Source organism: Methylocystis bryophila, from assembly GCF_027925445.1.
GTDB classification, from domain to species: domain Bacteria; phylum Pseudomonadota; class Alphaproteobacteria; order Rhizobiales; family Beijerinckiaceae; genus Methylocystis; species Methylocystis bryophila.
Window position 1 is genome coordinate 217,512 of record NZ_AP027149.1, and the last position, 16,955, is coordinate 234,466.

At 62.1% G+C, this 16,955-nt stretch carries 15 protein-coding genes and 2 tRNA genes; 4 read left to right on the top strand and 13 right to left on the bottom strand.

Going from position 1 to position 16,955, the window contains the following annotated elements; all coding sequences use genetic code 11:
- Positions 1-278: 278 nt before the first annotated feature.
- From QMG80_RS01095 to QMG80_RS01135, 9 genes are all read right to left on the bottom strand, one after another.
- Positions 279-1,031 carry a 4Fe4S-binding leucine-rich repeat protein gene (locus QMG80_RS01095; RefSeq protein WP_085771140.1) on the bottom strand — a complete coding sequence of 251 codons (753 nt, stop codon included), beginning with the start codon at positions 1,029-1,031 and terminating at the stop codon, positions 279-281.
- Positions 1,024-1,557 carry a hypothetical protein gene (locus tag QMG80_RS01100; protein WP_085771141.1) on the bottom strand — a complete coding sequence of 178 codons (534 nt, stop codon included), beginning with the start codon at positions 1,555-1,557 and terminating at the stop codon, positions 1,024-1,026. Before QMG80_RS01100 ends, QMG80_RS01095 begins: the two co-directional genes overlap by 8 nt.
- 16 nt (positions 1,558-1,573) lie before the next feature.
- The gene (locus QMG80_RS01105) at positions 1,574-1,915 is read right to left on the bottom strand and encodes a HesB/IscA family protein (protein ID WP_085771142.1); all 342 of its coding nucleotides are present in this window, start codon (positions 1,913-1,915) and stop codon (positions 1,574-1,576) included.
- A gap of 10 nt (positions 1,916-1,925) precedes the next feature.
- A complete protein-coding gene (locus QMG80_RS01110) occupies positions 1,926-2,150 on the bottom strand; it encodes a 4Fe-4S binding protein (RefSeq protein ID WP_085771143.1) in 225 nt (74 codons plus the stop codon).
- 53 nt (positions 2,151-2,203) lie between these two features.
- Positions 2,204-3,715: a nitrogenase cofactor biosynthesis protein NifB gene (gene nifB / locus QMG80_RS01115; RefSeq protein WP_085773594.1), complete on the bottom strand. Its 1,512-nt coding sequence runs from the start codon at positions 3,713-3,715 to the stop codon at positions 2,204-2,206.
- Between the two features lie 615 nt (positions 3,716-4,330).
- Entirely contained in the window at positions 4,331-4,525 is a 195-nt protein-coding gene (locus tag QMG80_RS01120) for a 4Fe-4S binding protein (RefSeq protein ID WP_085773595.1), read from the bottom strand.
- A 226-nt stretch (positions 4,526-4,751) separates the two neighbouring features.
- Entirely contained in the window at positions 4,752-6,488 is a 1,737-nt protein-coding gene (gene nifA / locus QMG80_RS01125) for a nif-specific transcriptional activator NifA (protein ID WP_085771144.1), read from the bottom strand.
- A 261-nt stretch (positions 6,489-6,749) separates the two neighbouring features.
- The gene (locus tag QMG80_RS01130) at positions 6,750-7,235 is read right to left on the bottom strand and encodes a tetratricopeptide repeat protein (protein WP_085771146.1); all 486 of its coding nucleotides are present in this window, start codon (positions 7,233-7,235) and stop codon (positions 6,750-6,752) included.
- 186 nt (positions 7,236-7,421) lie between these two features.
- Positions 7,422-8,102 carry a flavin reductase family protein gene (locus QMG80_RS01135; protein ID WP_085771147.1) on the bottom strand — a complete coding sequence of 227 codons (681 nt, stop codon included), beginning with the start codon at positions 8,100-8,102 and terminating at the stop codon, positions 7,422-7,424.
- A 174-nt stretch (positions 8,103-8,276) separates the two neighbouring features.
- Here QMG80_RS01135 and ada point away from each other — a divergent pair, with 174 nt between their 5' ends.
- Entirely contained in the window at positions 8,277-9,377 is a 1,101-nt protein-coding gene (ada, locus tag QMG80_RS01140) for a bifunctional DNA-binding transcriptional regulator/O6-methylguanine-DNA methyltransferase Ada (RefSeq protein ID WP_085771148.1), read from the top strand.
- A gap of 48 nt (positions 9,378-9,425) precedes the next feature.
- On the opposite strand, the gene QMG80_RS01145 is transcribed toward ada, so the two are convergent.
- Complete coding sequence (locus tag QMG80_RS01145; protein WP_085771149.1) at positions 9,426-10,310, bottom strand: hydrogen peroxide-inducible genes activator; 885 nt, start codon at positions 10,308-10,310, stop codon at positions 9,426-9,428.
- Between the two features lie 189 nt (positions 10,311-10,499).
- Here QMG80_RS01145 and katG point away from each other — a divergent pair, with 189 nt between their 5' ends.
- Positions 10,500-12,692: a catalase/peroxidase HPI gene (gene katG, locus QMG80_RS01150; RefSeq protein ID WP_199769069.1), complete on the top strand. Its 2,193-nt coding sequence runs from the start codon at positions 10,500-10,502 to the stop codon at positions 12,690-12,692.
- Between the two features lie 190 nt (positions 12,693-12,882).
- Here katG and QMG80_RS01155 read toward each other — a convergent pair.
- Positions 12,883-12,957: transfer RNA gene (locus tag QMG80_RS01155), tRNA-Gly, on the bottom strand.
- Between the two features lie 148 nt (positions 12,958-13,105).
- Here QMG80_RS01155 and hemW point away from each other — a divergent pair.
- A complete protein-coding gene (hemW, locus tag QMG80_RS01160; protein ID WP_085771150.1) occupies positions 13,106-14,275 on the top strand; it encodes a radical SAM family heme chaperone HemW in 1,170 nt (389 codons plus the stop codon).
- A 57-nt stretch (positions 14,276-14,332) separates the two neighbouring features.
- A tRNA-Met gene (locus QMG80_RS01165) sits at positions 14,333-14,409 on the top strand.
- Between the two features lie 156 nt (positions 14,410-14,565).
- On the opposite strand, the gene QMG80_RS01170 is transcribed toward QMG80_RS01165, so the two are convergent.
- Both QMG80_RS01170 and QMG80_RS01175 read right to left on the bottom strand, forming a co-directional pair.
- A protein-coding gene (locus QMG80_RS01170) for an IS630 family transposase (protein ID WP_425351460.1) occupies positions 14,566-15,508 on the bottom strand; the annotation gives its coding sequence in 2 pieces (ribosomal slippage) (positions 14,566-15,172 and positions 15,171-15,508; 945 coding nt in all).
- Positions 15,509-15,599: 91 nt separating this feature from the next.
- The gene (locus tag QMG80_RS01175) at positions 15,600-16,895 is read right to left on the bottom strand and encodes a sensor histidine kinase (RefSeq protein WP_210190843.1); all 1,296 of its coding nucleotides are present in this window, start codon (positions 16,893-16,895) and stop codon (positions 15,600-15,602) included.
- Positions 16,896-16,955 lie beyond the last annotated feature (60 nt).

Consider the following 16,955-nt stretch of genomic DNA (forward strand, 5'->3'; position numbering starts at 1 on the left):
CCTGTGCTGCGCTGCCGTAGGCCTTCCCGGTCGTGGGGCGCGGCCTCAATTCTGCGCTCGACCGGGAATTTTCCCTCCCTCGCGCGACAGCGCTGCTTGGGGCTCCGATCGTTTTGCAGGAAGATCAACGCAAGCCCTATGCCAGCCTGGGTTGGAATTATTCAAACGTAGAATCAATAACATACTGATTCGACCCCTTGGGCATTGCGATGTTTGAAAATTGACGTGGTTGGCGACATTGTTGCGCGGGCGGCTCGACGGGCGTCACGCCCGGGCGGTCAAGCCCTCGGTTCGCGCTTTGTCCGCTGGCGTGCGGTTTCAGCGACGATTGGGTCCACATCGTCGATCATGGCCTCGACCTCATCGACGGACATCCGAGACGCCACAAGGTGACGAACCCGCCAATCCGCGTCATCTCGGAGCGACAGCAATTGTTCGCTCGTCATGCGTTCGGCCGCCTCCAGCCTGACATCCGGGCAGTCGTCGAGGGCTACGCGGCCGAGCCATTGCGGATCGATGCGTTGCGCGACGATGCGCCGGACCTCGATCTCGGCGTCCTCGATCATGAGGATCAGGAGGGCGGGGTCGATCTTGCGGGCGACGACGATGCGGACGTAATAATCTTGGTCCTTCATCATCGGCATAAGATCCGCTCCATCGAGGAGCGTCGCGACACGGATCCGCACTTCGCGGTGAGGATCGTCGCGAAGCATAAGGCGATAGCGGTGCGGCAAGCGGCGCACGGCTTCCCAGCGCACGGTCTCGTCGGGATCGGACAGCAATGCCGGGAGCAAGAAGGCGTTTGCGGATTTCGCGGCGATGGCGCGCACTTCGAAATGAGGATGTGCGATATGCCCGTCGGCGAGCTCGGGATTCCAGTCAAAGAACCGATCGATGCGGCGGGCGTAACGGTCTTGAACACAGGCCTTGCGCAATTCGCAACGATTCGCGGCGAGGAGCTCCTTGTGGGGACAAGCGCTGCAGTCGACCTCTTCGTTACGCCAATCTCGGGCTTCCTCGATCTCACGCATCTTCGTCGATCCCAATTCGGTCAAGGATGCCAAGGAGCACTTTTGCTCCGATCTTGTCCGAAGGGTCGAGCTCGAGAAGTTTCATGACCGCGGCGCGACTTTCGTCGATCTCGCCGAGCCGCATTTGCAGATAGGCGTAACCCTTCAGCGTGAACAAGAAGAAGCGAGGGAGAATTTCTTCATAGTCGTCGAAGACGGCGTCACCGCGCGCGACTTTGCGCCAGTCTCGCGGCAATGCGTTCTCGCGAGCGGCTTTCCCGAGGCAGATATTGGCGATCTCGAGCGCTTCGCGTATGCGGCCCTTATAGAAATAAAAGCGGTAAAGACCGATCAGCACGGCCGCGTGGTCCGGCGCCCATTGCCGGGCTTGCATCAGATAGCGCTCGGCGGTCTCCGAGTCCGCATAGGATTGGCTTGCGAGTTCAAGATACTCTTCCGCCTCTGGAGGCAGGCCTTCACCAAGCAGCGCCCCGGCGAGAAATTCCTTCTCGCCGGGCCCGCCGTCCAATTCGCCGAATTCGTTCATTGAGACGACCTTGGTCCTAATGAACATGCGCTCCGAGCGTCACGGGGGCGCTGCTCTTGCACGAGCCCGTGTTCTTGGGGTCGTGGAAAACCAGTCCGCCGCTGGACGCAGAGTCGGCGAAGTCCATCGTGACGCCATCCAGCAGCAAGCGGCTTTCGGCGGGGAGAAAGAACTTCAGCCCCTCAACGATGAACTCCTGATCCCCCTGGCGGGGCTCCAACTCCACGTCGTATTCCGCGCTCAAGCCCGAGCAACCGCCCGGAGAGACCCGCAGCCGAAATCCGCCATTGGGATTGACGCTGAATTGAATCATGCGCCGAACGAATTTCTGCGCAGCGGGAGTGATTGCGAATTTCATGTAGGCCTCTTTACGCCGGGGGTTGATAACGAGGATAGGCGTTGTCGATCACGCAAGTGTCGTCAACTGGGCAGACCGCGGCGCATTGCGGCGCGTCGAAGTGGCCGATGCACTCGGTGCACTTCTTGGGATCGATCACGAAGGTCCCATTCTTTTCCGTAATGGCGACATTGGGACATTCCGGTTCGCACGCCGAACAGCTCGTGCATTGCGAGGCGATGATCTTCAAGGTCATTTCAGTCTTTCTCCTTGTGATGTTTGATCGGGCCCAAGCGGGATAGGCGTCGCTTAAGCGGCGTTGATGAGGGCGCCCTGACGGATTTCCGCGTCGCCGCGGATCTCATGGACGATCTCTCCCGCGTTCACCTTGTCGAGATAGGCCTTGAACCAGGCGATCGCCGACTTCTCGATGAACTCATGCGCGAATTGATCCACAGGCTCGATGCCCGCCTTGATCAGATCGTTCTTCGGGCATCCGCCGATCTTCGCGACAAACACCGCATGGCAGTCGTTGATCGCGCGGATCACCGTCTCCAGGCTGTCCTCGTCGCCATAGCCGCCCTGGCAGTAGAGGTCCACGCGCCGATGCCCGACAAACTTCGCGCCGGCCGTCGACAGCTCATACACCTGGAACTCCTTGGCGTGCCCAAAGTGCTCGTTGATCAGTCCCGAGCCCTTCGTCGCAACCGCAATCAACAGCTTGATGTCGCTGCTCTCGCCCGCGAGGATCTTCAGCTCTTCCTGCTTCGCCGCGACTTTCGCAACGCGCTCTTCCTCGACCTTCTCCTGATAGGCCTTGCGACCCTCCAGATCATAGTCGACCTCCATCGCCATGATCTTGTCCGTCGTGAACTCGGCGCTGCGGTCCTCGCCCAGAAGACCCACCGCGTCCGCGCGACACTGACGGCAGTGGCGCATCATGTTCATCTCGCCTTCGCAGCTGTCCTGCAAGGCTTTCAGCTCCTGCGCCGACGGGCCGCGCTGGCCCGTCAGACCAAACACCGTCCCATGCTCCGCCGCCGAGATCAGCGGCATGATGTTGTGCAGGAACGCGCCCCGCGACTTCACCGCTTTGTTCACCTCGATCAGATGCCGGTCGTTGACCCCGGGGATCATCACCGAGTTCACCTTGCACAAAATGCCCCGCTCCGTGAGCATCTCGAGGCCCTGCAGCTGACGGTCCGTCAGAAGCTTCGCGGCCTCCACGCCCGTGTAGCGCTTGTGCTTCCAAAACACCCAAGGATAGATCCGCGCGCCGATCTCCGGATCAACCATATTGATCGTGATCGTCACGTGATCGACGTTGAAGCCCGCGATCGTGTCGACATGGTCGGGAAGCGCCAGACCGTTCGTCGACAGGCACAGCTTGATGTCGGGCGCCGTGCGCGAGATCAGCTCGAAGGTCTTGAAGGTTTTCTCCGGATTGGCCAGCGGATCGCCCGGACCCGCAATGCCCAGCACGGTCATTTGCGGGATCGTCGAAGCGACGGCGAGCACCTTCTTGGCCGCCTGCTCGGGAGAAAGCTTCTCCGACACGACGCCCGGACGCGACTCATTGGCGCAATCATATTTGCGATTGCAGTAGTTGCACTGGATGTTGCAGGCCGGCGCCACCGCCACATGCATGCGCGCATAATGGTGATGCGCTTCCTCGCTGTAGCAGGGATGGTTCTTCACCTTCTCCCAGATCTCGGTGGGTAGATCCCCCGAGCCCGCGCTCGAGCCGCAGCTCGCCTTCCCGCTCCCCCCAGACGTCCCGCAGCCCTTGTGCTCCGCGATCTGCTGCATGATCCCGTCCATCGCCGGTGCGGAACCGACTGAGTCACGCGCTTCTATCGCCTCAACTTCTTGAAGGTCCATCGCCAGTTCCCCACTCTCCTGCCGGTCGCCGCTTCAAGAGCCGCGGCCGCTTAGGCAGGCAACAAGCGTGCCAATTGCTTTGACGCGATGATTTCCAATTTTTTGAGACGCTTATTGATGTGGGGGCGAAAGCGGTGTCGCGAGATCACACAATTGCGCGCCAGAAGCTCTGTAAGGATTTCAACACGCGCCACACACCACGGGCGTCGTTGGAGGCTAAGCGCCCGTGTCGGCTCTTGAGCCCCGCTCAGAGCCTTTTCTGCGCTCTCAATGGCTTGGTGAGCTTTGCGAGTCTTATGCGTCGCGGCGAAACAAAAGTTCCGGTCAACAACCTTAAATATCTTGCATCCTTTCGGCTGCGCCGAAACGCGATCCGCGCGTTGCCTTGCCTCATAGACGAAACAAGGCAACACACCGATATCGACGTCAATGATCAGAGCCGCGTCTTCGCGCGAGGCGATAAGCTCTCATTCCCTCGCGCCGCCACGGGTTTTCGGCTGCAAAAAGCCGCCCGCACCGTCGCCTCGGAACAGCCCTGCGATCTTACGACCGGAGCTAGACGGGAACGCAGGTGTTTTCCACCGGGCAGACCTCCGCGCACTTAGGCGTATCGAAGTGTCCCTCGCACTCGGTGCATTTCTTCGGATCGATGATGTACATGTCGTTCTTAAGGCGGATCGCTGCGTTCGGACATTCGAACTCGCAGGCTCCGCACACGGTGCATTGCGAAGCGACGATCTTATACGCCATGGCGGAGACTCCCTCGGTTAATTCAACTCCTGGCCCCGTCATTCAATTTGCATGCCAAAGGGGCGGACGCCATGAGGGTGTCCGACCCGGGTCCAATCCGAACGATTGCCGACGAATGTCCATCAATGATGTCCATTCTCTGACAGGCGCGAGCGGCGGGAGCGCCCTCCTGCGCTGACTCGCGCCGCAGCGTCTCGCGCGGCGTCGCCAAGTCCGGACACGCGGCTCAGAAGCGCTTGACCTCAATGTTGTATTTCTTCAACGCATAGTTCACTTGGCGTAGCGACAGTCCTAGCAGTCGCGCGGCCTTTGCCTGGACCCAGGCGGCCTTCTCCATGCCTTCGATAAGCCGCTCTTTCTCGATCATGCGACGAGCCGGCGCGAAGCCATTGCCCTCCGCGAACTCCCCGTCTTGCAAGGCCGACGTTAGCGCTTCCGGGGGAGAGCCCTTGACCTCGTCTGTCGCCGGCCTCGCCAACAGATCGGCCGGGGGATTCTGGCGCCCATGAAAGGCTCCACTGCCGCTGCTCGTCCACAAGAGGGCGGAAAGACATTTGCCCGACGCGCAAGCGAAATCCTTGTCGACGATCTTTTCCTCGCGCGCCAGGGTCGCGGTTCTGCGCACGCAGTTCTCCAGCTCGCGCACATTGCCGGGAAAATAGCAGCGTTGCAGGGTCTCAATCGCGCTTGTCGAGAAGACTTGGCTTCGCTTGTTCTCGGAGTTGAACTGCTCGAGGAAGTTTTGCGCCAAAAGCGCAACGTCGCCAGGGCGTTCGCGCAGCGGCGGCAGGAAGACGGGCACGACGCTGATGCGATAATAGAGATCGGCGCGGAACTCGCCTTTGGCTACGGCCTCCTCCAGATTGATGTTGGTTGCGAAAATCAGGCGCACGTCCACTTTCAGCGTGCGTGTCCCGCCGACGCGCTCGAACTCTCCTTCCTGAAGCACGCGCAGCAGCTTGGCCTGAAAAGCGCTGGAGATTTCGCCGATCTCGTCGAGCAGCAGCGTCCCGCCATGGGCGAGCTCAAATCGTCCAGCCCGTTGCGCGAGCGCGCCCGTGAAAGCGCCGCGTTCATGCCCAAACAGCTCGGATTCGAGCACGCTTTCCGGCAAGGCCGCGCAGTTCACCTTGATGAAGGGCTTGGGTCTGCGCAGCGAAAGCTCATGCACCGCCCGCGCGAACAGCTCCTTGCCTGTGCCACTCTCGCCGCGCAGCAAAACCGTGGAGTTGGATTTTGCGACCGCGGCGATCGTCTCGAGCACCTCGTGGATCGCCGCGCTTTCCCCGATGATGCCCGCGACCTCTGGCGCCGCTCGGCGCGGGGTCACGAAGGGCCGCGCGTCGAGCGCCTTTTCTAAGCTTGCCCGCTCGCTCAGCAAGCGCTGGCGGTCCATCGACAACATCCGATGGAGCTTGACCGTCTGCCCGACAAGATTGGCGATCATCGCGAGCAAACGAAGATCATTGTCGAAACTGTATCCGCGCTCCTGATCGAGGATCCTATGGACCGACAAGGAGCCGATGACTCGGGAGTCGCTCTTGATCGCCACTCCGACAAAGGAGACACGGCTTCCGAGGCGCTCCGTGATGACGTCCACGGCGTCGGCGAACAAGGGCTCGCTGCACACGTCTTGAATGACGATCGGCATGGCGGTCGCGACGAGGCGATCGAGAACCTTGCTCGGCAAGGTCTCTATGGCGCGTCGCTGGGTCGGATCGGCCCAGCCGGAGGAGGCGACGATCTCGGGATCGCCCTTCTGATCGAGCACGACGATCATGCCGAGGCGCATCTCCAGGAAGGAGCTCAACACGCCCACGACATTCGTGAGCGCTTGCTCGAGCCGCGCCGGGGCCGTCAAAATCTTGGAGATTTCATAGATGCCGAACAGCGCCGTCTCGGCCGAGGTCGCCCGCGGAAGAGAGAGCTGAGGCAGGCCATCCGCCTGTCGATCAGGGTTCATCGCACCACTCAAGGCCGCCCTCCCCCGCCAATGGCGCCGCCGCGGCGCCAACGAATTTTCGCTTTGCCGCTGCGAAAGGAGCGCGTCGAATTAGCTCCTGTGCGGCGAATGGCGCGTTCAAAACCGATGCAGCATCGGCTCGTCGCGCTTAAGCGCGCTGCGCAACCGGCCCTTCTGCGCGACTTGCCTTCCCGGCCGCAGGGCAACCCGAGACTGCCTGCAGGCTTCGAAATGTCGAGTCTCCAGCCCGAAAGCGCTTTTTCAAACGAGCCCATTGGCTAGTTCCCCTACGACCGTCCATCCGACGCTCCCCGTGGGGTCCTTTTTCGACAGGATATCCAGAAATTCCAACGCCGTTTCGCGGTTTCCCCGCCGCAGCTCAATGAAGCTGAGAGCCTTCAGCGTATAGAGAGCGAAGCGTCCCGGCCCGTCGCTGTCCAGATTGCCGTCCGGCCATTCACGGGGATCTTCCGACCAGGCGGCCTGCCGGACGGCTTCTTTCAAACCCGCGGTCGCGACCTCCGCCGCGACATCCAGACTGCCCATGTAGGTGTGGATTTTGTACAGACAGTAATAGGGAGCCAGCTCGCTGGGATTTTGCGACAACGCCTGCCGGAATAGGCGGTCTGCGGTCGCGCGGTCATGTCGATAGGCCGCGACGCCCTGCTGCAACAGATCGTCGATCTCCGGCGGCAAGGCGCCAAAGTTGATCCGTTCGGCCTGTGCGAAAACTTCTTTCACGCGCAGACCAAAGCAATTTTCTAGCCAGGAATATTGCCGGCGGGCGAGGACACAACGGACGGCTCGCGCAGCCCTCGGGCAAAGCGGCCATTCCGCCTGAAAACGGCGCGATCTCGCGCAGTTTCAGCAAGTGACGCGGTCAGCGCCTAATCGATGGCCGCCGCAGGGAGCCGCTGGCTGCGTCGTCATGAATCAGCCCAGCGCCAGCCGCGCACGATCGACGTCGGGGCTGCGGTACAATTCCTCAGGAATGTCGCCCAGGCGTGAGGCATGAACCTGACCCTCGGCAAGACCGTAGAATTTTTGGAAACTCATGATCAGCGGTCGCCATTTGTCGGGATCAATGCGATTTTTATGGCCCGCCATGAGAAGCTCCGAGGCGACATGGACGCGCTGGATGCGAACTTCGAAGGCTGTGAACGCGCCTTTCCCGGAGCGGTCCTCGCCTAGGCCATATTGCCCGGCCAGGACAGCCTCGAGTTGGATCGGACATTCCAGCGCCCTCGGCGGCGCAACGGTCAACGACGGAATTTGCGTCAGCCCGGCCGCCTCGAATTTTCTGGCTTCATGGCGATACCCTCTCGCTCGCTTGCCCGCCGGCGCCGGGTTTGAGCCTGTCAAACAGGCGAGGCGATTCACCGCTGCCACTTGATCCGTCGAGGGCAAATTCAGAACGCATTCTCCGGTTCTTGCCAGATTTTCCGTGGTCTTGGAGGAAGCGTCGAGACCGAGCATGCAGCGCCAGCCCAGCCACCAAGCGGAGGACATGGGCGCCAGGTTTGCGGCGCCATCTTCATTCTGTGTGCTGAGCAGCACAACGGTCGTGCCGAAGTAGAGGATCGCGGGTTCAATTGTAAGTTGCTGATCGAGCATGAGCGGACCTCGCTTGAGGAAGTCCGGCTTGAGTAGTCTGCGCCGATAGGCGCCGCACTCCGGTTCTTGCCTTCAAATCGGCTCGGGATTTGAAGGCAAGAACCGGAGCGCCACGAGAGTTGGATAAGATAGAACATCAGAAGGGTGACACAGAAAAAATCGAAGGAAACCGTGATGAACCTCCCCGGGTCCGCCGCGCTCACGCCCACGGAACGCGACCCGCGATGGGTGCGCGTCGCCGCGCGCGACGCCTCCGCCGATGGCAATTTCGTCTATGCGGTCAGGACGACCGGCGTCTATTGCCGCCCCTCATGCCCATCCCGTGGCGCCAAACCTCAGAACGTCCTTTTCTTTGGGACCGCTCCTGAAGCCGAGGCTGCGGGTTTTCGCGCCTGCCGACGGTGCCATCCCAACAGTCTCTCCCCCGGGCAAGCCAATGCGCAGATCGTGGCCGACGCATGCAGGCTCATCGAGAATTCGGTGAAGTTGCCGAAGCTCGACGCGCTTGCCGCCTCCGTTGGCATGAGCCCTTATCATTTTCACCGACAGTTCAAGGCGATCACCGGGCTCACCCCCCGGGGCTATGCCGAAGCGCACCGCGTCAAGAAAGTGAGATCGGAGCTTGCCGCTGAAGGCGCCTCGATCACGGACGCCATCTATGGCGCAGGCTACTCTTCCAACAGCCGCTTCTATGAGCAGTCCAACGCCGTCCTAGGCATGACGCCGAGCGCGTTCAAAAACGGCGGAAAAAATGTCGCCATCTATTTTGCGGTGGGTCAGTGCTCGCTCGGGGCGATTCTCGTCGCGCGCAGCGCTAAGGGCGTGTGCGCGATAAGTTTGGGAGACGATCCCGAAAACCTGGTGCGTGAACTCCAGGACCGTTTCCCAAAAGCCGATTTTATCGGCGGAGACGCTGACTTCGAAGATCTGGTGGCGCGGGTTATTGGCTTTGTCGAAGCGCCACAGACCGGGCTTGAGCTTCCGCTCAATGTTCGCGGGACGGCCTTTCAGCAGCGAGTTTGGAACGCGCTTCGCGAGATCCCAGCCGGCAAGACCGTCAGCTATGCCGAAGTCGCTGCGCGCGTCGGCGCGCCGACCGCCGCCCGAGCCGTCGCCCAGGCCTGCGCCGCCAATAAAGTCGCCGTCGCCATACCCTGCCATCGCGTCGTGCGCTCAGATGGCGCCCTGTCGGGCTATCGCTGGGGCGTGGAGCGAAAGCGCGCGCTCTTGGAAAAGGAGGCGCTGCATGAGACGGGCGCCATAGCCGAAACCTAACTCTAGATCGCGCTGCGTTCAGGCGGAATCGCCTGGACGCAGGAAACGCTAGAGCGCCGCGCTTCGCGACGCCGCGATCATCCGGCCGAGCGCGCGAAACTCCTCGTCGCGGCGCGAAGATTTGCGCCAGACGAGCCCGATGATTCGGCGCGGCTCTGGCGGCTCGATCCGCAGCAAGCGGACATTTCCTCGCGCCGTCTCGATCGGCAGGCTCATCTCCGGGAGCAGCGTGCAGCCCATGCCCGCAGCGACCATCTGAACCAACGTCGTCAGATTGGTCATGCCGAAGGTGTCGATGTTCAGCACATTGCGGCTCTCGCAATAGCTGAGCGCCTGATCACGCAGGCAATGGCCGTCCTCGAGCAGCAGCAGCCTTTGCACTTTCAGCGTCTCCGCGCTGACGGAGCCGGCTTCCTCCGGCGATCCGCTCAAAGGAGCGACGAGATAGAAGCGATCCTCGAAGAGCGGCATGGACTCGAGCTCCGGATCGACGGGCGTCGCCAGCATGACGAGGTCCAGCAGGCCGTCGTCCAGCTCGGCCAGCAATGTCGCCGTCTGCGCCTCGCGAAGATGCAAGGGCCGCAGAGCACCCGCGCCGCCGCCGAGCGCGTCGAACAAAGTCGGCAGAAGATAGGGCGCGACGGTCGGGATGATGCCGAGGCGAAGCGGACAGAAATTCTGATCCGCCATGGTCTCCAGCTCCGAAATATCGGCGAGGATTCGTCGGGCGGCCTTGGCGATCTCAATGCCGGTGGGCGTCAATATGACCAGTTTTCCGCGCCGCTCGACCAGCTGAGCGCCGAGCTCGGCCTCCAGCTCCTTGATCTGCATGGAGAGCGCCGGCTGTGTCACGGCGCAGAGATCGGCCGCTTTGCCGAAATGCTCGGTGCGAGCGAGGGCCTCGAAGTAGCGGAGCTGCTTGGTCGTTATCATCAGTTTTCCTGATCGACGACGAAGAAAATCGAATTTTACCTAATCGATTTCGCGCCCTATAGCAAGCTCAGCAGAGACGCTGACGAGGAGAAAGCAATGCCAAATACAACCGAAAAAAGGATGGCGAACGCCCCAGCTTCACGCTCCCGCGTGGAGTTACGGCGATTTCTGCGGACGACGGCCGCGGCGATGGCGATCGTCGTCGGCGCAACGATGACCGCCTCGGCCGAGGGCGCGCCGCATCCCAATCAATTCTGGTGGCCCGACCAGCTCGATCTCTCGCCGCTGCGCCGCAACGCTGCGGAATCGAACCCGCTCGGCAGGGATTTCGACTATGCGAAGGAGTTCCGGTCGCTCGATCTCGCCGCGGTGAAGAAGGACATAGAGGCCGTGCTGACGACCTCGCAGGACTGGTGGCCGTCGGACTACGGCAATTACGGGCCCTTTTTCATCCGCATGGCCTGGCACGGCGCGGGAACCTACCGCATCCACGACGGCCGCGGCGGCGCGGGCGGCGCGCAGCAGCGCTTCGAGCCGCTCAACAGCTGGCCGGACAACGCCAATCTCGACAAGGCGCGGCGTCTGCTGTGGCCGGTGAAAAAAAAATACGGCCAGAAGCTCTCCTGGGGAGATCTCATGGTGCTGACCGGCAATGTCGCCATGGAGAAGATGGGCTTTGCGACGTTCGGCTTCGGCGGCGGCCGCAGCGACGATTGGGAGCCCGATCTCGTCTATTGGGGCGCGTCCAAATTCATGGGCAATAATCGCGACAAGAGCGGCGCGCTGGAGAAGCCCTTGGGAGCCGTGCAAATGGGACTCATCTATGTCAATCCCGTGGGGCCGAATGGCGTGCCGGACCCGCTCGCCGCGGCCAAGGACATCAGAGAAGCCTTCGGCCGCATGGCCATGAACGACGAGGAGACCGTCGCGCTGATCGCCGGCGGCCATACTTTCGGCAAGGCGCATGGCGCGAAATCGCCGGCCAAATGCGTCGGTCCCGCGCCGGCGGGGGAGAAGACCGAGGCGCAGGGCCTCGGCTGGGCCAATCGCTGCGGCTCCGGCAAGGGCGCCGACACGATCACCAGCGGGCTGGAAGGCGCCTGGTCGGTCGATCCGGTCTCCTTCACCACGCAATATTTGGACAATCTCTTCGGCCATGAGTGGGTCAAGACCAAGAGCCCGGCCGGCGCGACGCAATGGAAGCCCAAGGACGCCGAAGACGTCGTCCCCGATGCGCACGAGCCGGGCAAGGCGCATCCCTTGATGATGTTCACCACCGATCTGGCGCTGAAATTCGATCCCGAATACGCCAAGATCGCCAGGCGCTTCCATGACGATCCGAATGCGTTCAAGCTGGCCTTCGCCAAGGCCTGGTTCAAGCTCACCCATCGCGACATGGGACCGCGCTCGCGCTATCTCGGCGCGCTGGTTCCGAAAGAGGAGCTGATCTGGCAGGACCCGGTTCCGCGCGCGGATTACAAACCGATCGAGGCGGCCGACGTCGGCGCGTTGAAGTCGAAAATCCTCGCCGCGGGCCTTTCCGACGCCGAGCTGGTCCGCACGGCCTGGGCTTCGGCCGCGTCCTTCCGCGGCACGGATAAGCGCGGCGGCGCCAATGGCGCGCGCATTCGCCTCGCGCCGGAGAAGGATTGGGCCGTCAACGACCCCGCCGAGCTGGCGAAGGTCCTGAAGGCGCTGGAGGAGGTGAAGGCCGGCTTCGACAAGGGCCGCGCCGACGGCAAGCGCGTGTCGATCGCCGATCTCATTGTGCTCGGCGGCTCCGCTGCAATCGAGGATGCGACGAAAACGGCGGGCTTCGCCCTCGAAGTTCCCTTCTCGCCGGGGCGGACGGATGCGACGCAGGCGCAGACCGACGTCCAATCCTTCTCGGTTCTCGAGCCCAAGGCCGACGGCTTCCGCGACTATTACGCCAAAGACGCAGCGAAGTCCGGCGCGGAAAAATCGCCGACCGAAGCGCTGGTCGAACGTGCGAGCCTGTTGGACCTCACCGTCCCTGAAATGACCGCTCTCGTCGGCGGCATGCGGGCGCTCGGCGCCAATGCGGGCAATTCGCGGCTCGGCCTCCTCACCGCGCGGCCGGGCGCGCTGAGCAACGACTTCTTCGTCAATCTGCTCGACATGTCGACGGAATGGAAAAAATCGGCCGAAGCAGAGGGCGTCTACGAAGGCCGCGACCGCAGGAGCGGCGAGCTCAAATGGACGGCGAGCGCCGTCGATCTGATCTTCGGCTCCAATTCCGAGCTGCGGGCCGTCGCAGAGGTCTACGCCTCCGACGATGCGAAAGAGAAGTTCGTGCGCGACTTCGTCGCCGCATGGGTCAAGGTGATGAATTTGGACCGCTTCGACTTGAGCAAATCCTGACGGTCCGGCTCTCTCCCCGCGCACAGCGCGGGGGGAGGGCTCCCGTGCAAGCCGGGCTCCGTCGCCAGCGCCCCCGATTCGGGCGGGTGGCGCCATAGATTACGCTTGGAAGAATAGAGAGTTCAGGCGCTCCAAGCAGAAATGGCCCCGAAGGGCCATTGTCATCTGCTTGACATTCGACGTGAATTTTTGGAGCGGGCGAAGGGATTCGAACCCTCGACCCCAACCTTGGCAAGGTTGTGCTCTACCCCTGAGCTACACCCGCATCCCTCGCGGCGGCCCATCGGGCCGGCGAGGCGCGCTTTATGACCCAAAGCTTTTGGGTTTGCAACAGCCCCGGCGCGCTTAATTCAAAATGGGCTGTTTCCGGGCGCGCGGCGTGATTTTTCCCCCGGGGCGTGGCATAAGGGCGCATGGTCGCGACGATTCGCAACGCATTCGATCCGGGCTTCGGCGTCTATGTTCATTGGCCGTTCTGCCTATCGAAGTGCCCCTATTGCGATTTTAACAGCCACGTGCGGCGCGGCGACGTCGACGAGGACCGCTTCGTCGAGGCCTTTCGCACGGAGATCGACCATCGGGCGCAGCTGGCCCCCGGCCGCGAGGTCCGCTCGGTGTTCTTTGGCGGCGGCACCCCTTCGCTGATGCTGCCCTCGACGGTTCGAGCGATTCTCGAGCACATCGCCAAGCGCTGGACGCTCGCCAAGGACGCCGAGATCACGCTCGAGGCCAATCCGACCAGCGTCGAGGCCTCGCGCTTCCAGAGCTTCAAAGCCGCCGGGGTCAATCGCGTCTCGCTGGGCCTGCAAGCCTTGAACGACATCGACCTCAAGGCCCTGGGGCGCCAGCACACGGTCGCCGAGGCGCTCGCCGCGCTCAATGTCGCCAATCGGATTTTCGAGCGCAGCTCCTTCGACCTCATCTATGCGCGCCCCGGCCAAACCGCAGCCAGCTGGAAGAAGGAGCTCGAGATCGCGCTCAGCTACGCGGGCGAGCACCTCTCGCTCTACCAGCTGACGATCGAGCCCGAGACCATGTTCGAGCGCATGTTCGAGGCCGGAAAGCTCAAGCTCCCGGACAATGACACGCAGCGCGCGCTTTGGGACGTGACGCAGGAGGCGACGATTCGCGCCGGGCTGCCGGCCTATGAGGTCTCCAATCACGCGCGGCCCGGGGCGGAGAGCCAGCACAATCTCATCTATTGGCGCTATGGCGAGTATGCGGGCGTCGGCCCCGGCGCGCATGGGCGAATCAACACGGCGCGCGGTCGTCGCGCCCAGGCGACCGAGCGCCACCCGGAGATGTGGCTGACCTGCGTCGAGACGGAAGGCCACGGCCTCGTCGAGGACGATATTTTGAGCGCCGAGCAGCAGGGCGACGAATTCCTGCTGATGGGCTTGCGGCTGCGCGAAGGGGTCGATCCACAGCGATTCTTCCTGATTTCCGGCCGAAAGCTCGCGCCCTCCCGCATTTCCGAGCTCGTCGGCGACGGTCTCGTCGAATTCACCCGCGACAATCGTTTGCGGGTTTCGAGCGAGGGCTTTCCGGTGCTCGACGCCGTCGTCGCGGATCTCGCCGCATAAAATTTTTGCGGCTCTTGCGTTTGGGCGGTCGAGCCCCTAGATAGAGCCCTCAACTGGCGCGGGGTGGAGCAGCCCGGTAGCTCGTCAGGCTCATAACCTGAAGGTCGTAGGTTCAAATCCTGCCCCCGCAACCAGTTCTGTCATAACTCGATCGCCGTCCCGATTTAATCTGGGGCGGCGTTTGCGTTTCGGCCCGCGAATTCAAGGGGCGAGAGACGAAAAGCCGGCTCCGTTTGGCGTTTCTCGGATCTATCCCGGATGGTCGGTCGCGCCCTTAGAGCGGGATGGGTTTAGGCAGAAACATATCCTGCGTTTGCGATGTATCTGGCGCCTTCCTCGGATTTGAACTCGTCGAGCAAGGCTCCGGCGCGCCGCCAAGTGGTTTCGACCGAGCGCTCTCCGGCTTTGCGCATAAAGTGCTTCAGCTTAGCGAACAGCTGCTCGATCGGATTGAGGTCGGGACTGTAGGGCGGCAGGAAGACGAGCCTCGCGCCGACGGCGCGGATGGCGTCGCGCACCGCCTTTCCCTTGTGGCTGCCCAAATTGTCGAGGATTACGACGTCGCCAGGCGACAAGGCGGGGGCCAGCAGCTCAACGACATATCTCTGGAAGGCGGTGCCGTTGATCGGCCCGTCGAGCACGAAAGGCGCGACGATGCCGTCGTGGCGCAAGGCGGCGACGAAGGTCAGCGTCTTCCAGTGGCCAAAGGGGGCGAAGGCCTTCAATCGGCTACCCAGCGGGGCCCAGCCGCGCAACGGCGCCATGTTGGTCTTGATCCAAGTCTCGTCGAGGAACACCAGCCGCCGCACGTCGATGCGGCCCTGATAAGCCTTCCATCGCCGCCGACGGCGCACGACGTCAGCGCGCGTCTGCTCGCTGGCAAACACGGTTTTTTTTGAAGCTCAGCCCTTCGTCATGGACGAAGGTCCAGACGGAGTGATAATCGACGCGAATTCCGCGTTCGGTGAGTTCCGCGACGAGCCCACGCAAGGTGAAAGGGCGTTCGCCCATCCGCGAGCGCAGCCAATCGGCGTTGGCTCCTGAGAGAACTCGCCGCTTGTGGCCTCCCATCTTGCCGGGCGCGACGCTCCCAGTCGTCCGCAACCGCTGTGACCACTTCGATACGCTTGAGGGGCTGATCGACAGGGCCGCCGCAATTTGGCGGATCGGCTCGCCAGCGGCGATCCGGGCCACCGCCCGCTCTCGAAGATCATTGGAAAGGGGTCGCGCCATTCATTCCGGCCTCCGTCTCCGGCAGCCAGTCTGAATCAGATTCCAGCCGATTCGGGAATCCCAAATCGATTCCGCTAAATCCCATCCCGCTCTAGGCGCGCGGGAACGCCACCTTGAAAGTGGCGCCGCGACCCGGCGCGCCCTCAATCCATATGCCTCCCCCAAGCTCGTTCATGACCTCCTTCGCGATCGCCAGACCCAATCCGGCTCCCGGGGTCTCTTCGCTCTTTCGCCAGAAGGGCTCGAATATCTTCTCGCGATCCTCGGGCCTTACGCCCTCCCCGTGATCGGCGACCGTCAAGACGGCGTCCTTGTCCAAGCAAAGATTGATGCATCCGCCTTCGGGCTCGACGCGGAGCGCATTGTCGATGAGATTTGACACGACGCTCTGGAGCGCGCTCTTCGCGCCCTTGACGACGACAGGCTCGTCCGGCGTTTCCAGCGCAATTTTCCTCTGGCTCGCCAAAACGAGCGGTGCGTAATCTCCCACCACGTCTTGGAGCAGATCGGTTAAATTGACATCGTCGTTCGGCGACGAATGAAGAGTTTTTAGACGCGTCACGGCCAGCAATTGCTCGACGATGTTTTGTAGCCGTTTGACGTCGCGGGAGATCTCGAGCTTGAGCGGCGAGCGTGGCAGCGTGTCGACCCGCGATTTCAGTATCGTGACGGGCGTGCGTAGCTCATGCGCGGAGTTTGCAAAAAAGCGCCGCTGCCTTTGGGCCGCCTCTTGCAAGCGCGACAGCGCCTCGTTGATCTTTTCGACGAAAGGCGTGATTTCTGTAGGAAGGTCCGCGCTCGAAATTCTCTGGTCCGGCGATAAAAGATCGATGCTGTCTGCGTCTTGCCCCGCAGCCCGCAGCGAGCTCAGGCTGTGGCGCAGGGAAAGCCAGCCGACGATCAACGAGATCGCCCATACGGGCGCTACAAATATGTAGCTACTTTCCATGTACCGATAGATTGTGCCAAGCAGGTCTGTCGGCCTGAATTTGAATCCGAAAACGACTATGTTGAAGCTTCCGTAGGGCGTCGTTTCCTGAGATAGCGCGGCTTGGAGGGAGCTGGAGTTCGAGCCGTCGAGCAAAAAGTCGAATCTACTTCGCGTTATGATGCCGCCAATCGAAGCGACCGCGACCGCGAGTCTTTGCGACGAACCCGGCAATGCGGCGCCGACGCCGGGAACGAACGCCGCGACTTCGAGCGTCGGCGTCCGCTGCAGCTCGTCCCGCAGCTCCGCGGTAGGATCTAGCACGGCGGCGCCATTCGGCCCCATTCGGATCGATCCGGAAACCAGATCGATGACGCGACTCTCGGCCAGATCGTTCAAATACAGCGTGTTGCCCTTCCAAAGGCCAACGATGGATAAAAGCAAAAATAGAACATACATCAAGAGATAAGCCGCCGATAAGCTAACAAACACATGAATAATCAGCCGCGCCGTCAGCGA

What these genes read in the sequence shown, in the direction of transcription:
- QMG80_RS01095 (WP_085771140.1), bottom strand. Translation starts at nt 1,031, where the DNA reads ATGCGTGAGATCGAGGAAGCCCGAGATTGGCGTAACGAAGAGGTCGAC.
- QMG80_RS01100 (WP_085771141.1), bottom strand. Translation starts at nt 1,557, where the DNA reads ATGAACGAATTCGGCGAATTGGACGGCGGGCCCGGCGAGAAGGAATTT.
- QMG80_RS01105 (WP_085771142.1), bottom strand. Translation starts at nt 1,915, where the DNA reads ATGAAATTCGCAATCACTCCCGCTGCGCAGAAATTCGTTCGGCGCATG.
- QMG80_RS01110 (WP_085771143.1), bottom strand. Translation starts at nt 2,150, where the DNA reads ATGACCTTGAAGATCATCGCCTCGCAATGCACGAGCTGTTCGGCGTGC.
- nifB (WP_085773594.1), bottom strand. Translation starts at nt 3,715, where the DNA reads ATGGACGGGATCATGCAGCAGATCGCGGAGCACAAGGGCTGCGGGACG.
- QMG80_RS01120 (WP_085773595.1), bottom strand. Translation starts at nt 4,525, where the DNA reads ATGGCGTATAAGATCGTCGCTTCGCAATGCACCGTGTGCGGAGCCTGC.
- nifA (WP_085771144.1), bottom strand. Translation starts at nt 6,488, where the DNA reads ATGAACCCTGATCGACAGGCGGATGGCCTGCCTCAGCTCTCTCTTCCG.
- QMG80_RS01135 (WP_085771147.1), bottom strand. Translation starts at nt 8,102, where the DNA reads ATGCTCGATCAGCAACTTACAATTGAACCCGCGATCCTCTACTTCGGC.
- ada (WP_085771148.1), top strand. Translation starts at nt 8,277, where the DNA reads ATGAACCTCCCCGGGTCCGCCGCGCTCACGCCCACGGAACGCGACCCG.
- QMG80_RS01145 (WP_085771149.1), bottom strand. Translation starts at nt 10,310, where the DNA reads ATGATAACGACCAAGCAGCTCCGCTACTTCGAGGCCCTCGCTCGCACC.
- katG (WP_199769069.1), top strand. Translation starts at nt 10,500, where the DNA reads ATGGCGATCGTCGTCGGCGCAACGATGACCGCCTCGGCCGAGGGCGCG.
- hemW (WP_085771150.1), top strand. Translation starts at nt 13,106, where the DNA reads ATGGTCGCGACGATTCGCAACGCATTCGATCCGGGCTTCGGCGTCTAT.
- QMG80_RS01175 (WP_210190843.1), bottom strand. Translation starts at nt 16,895, where the DNA reads ATGTATGTTCTATTTTTGCTTTTATCCATCGTTGGCCTTTGGAAGGGC.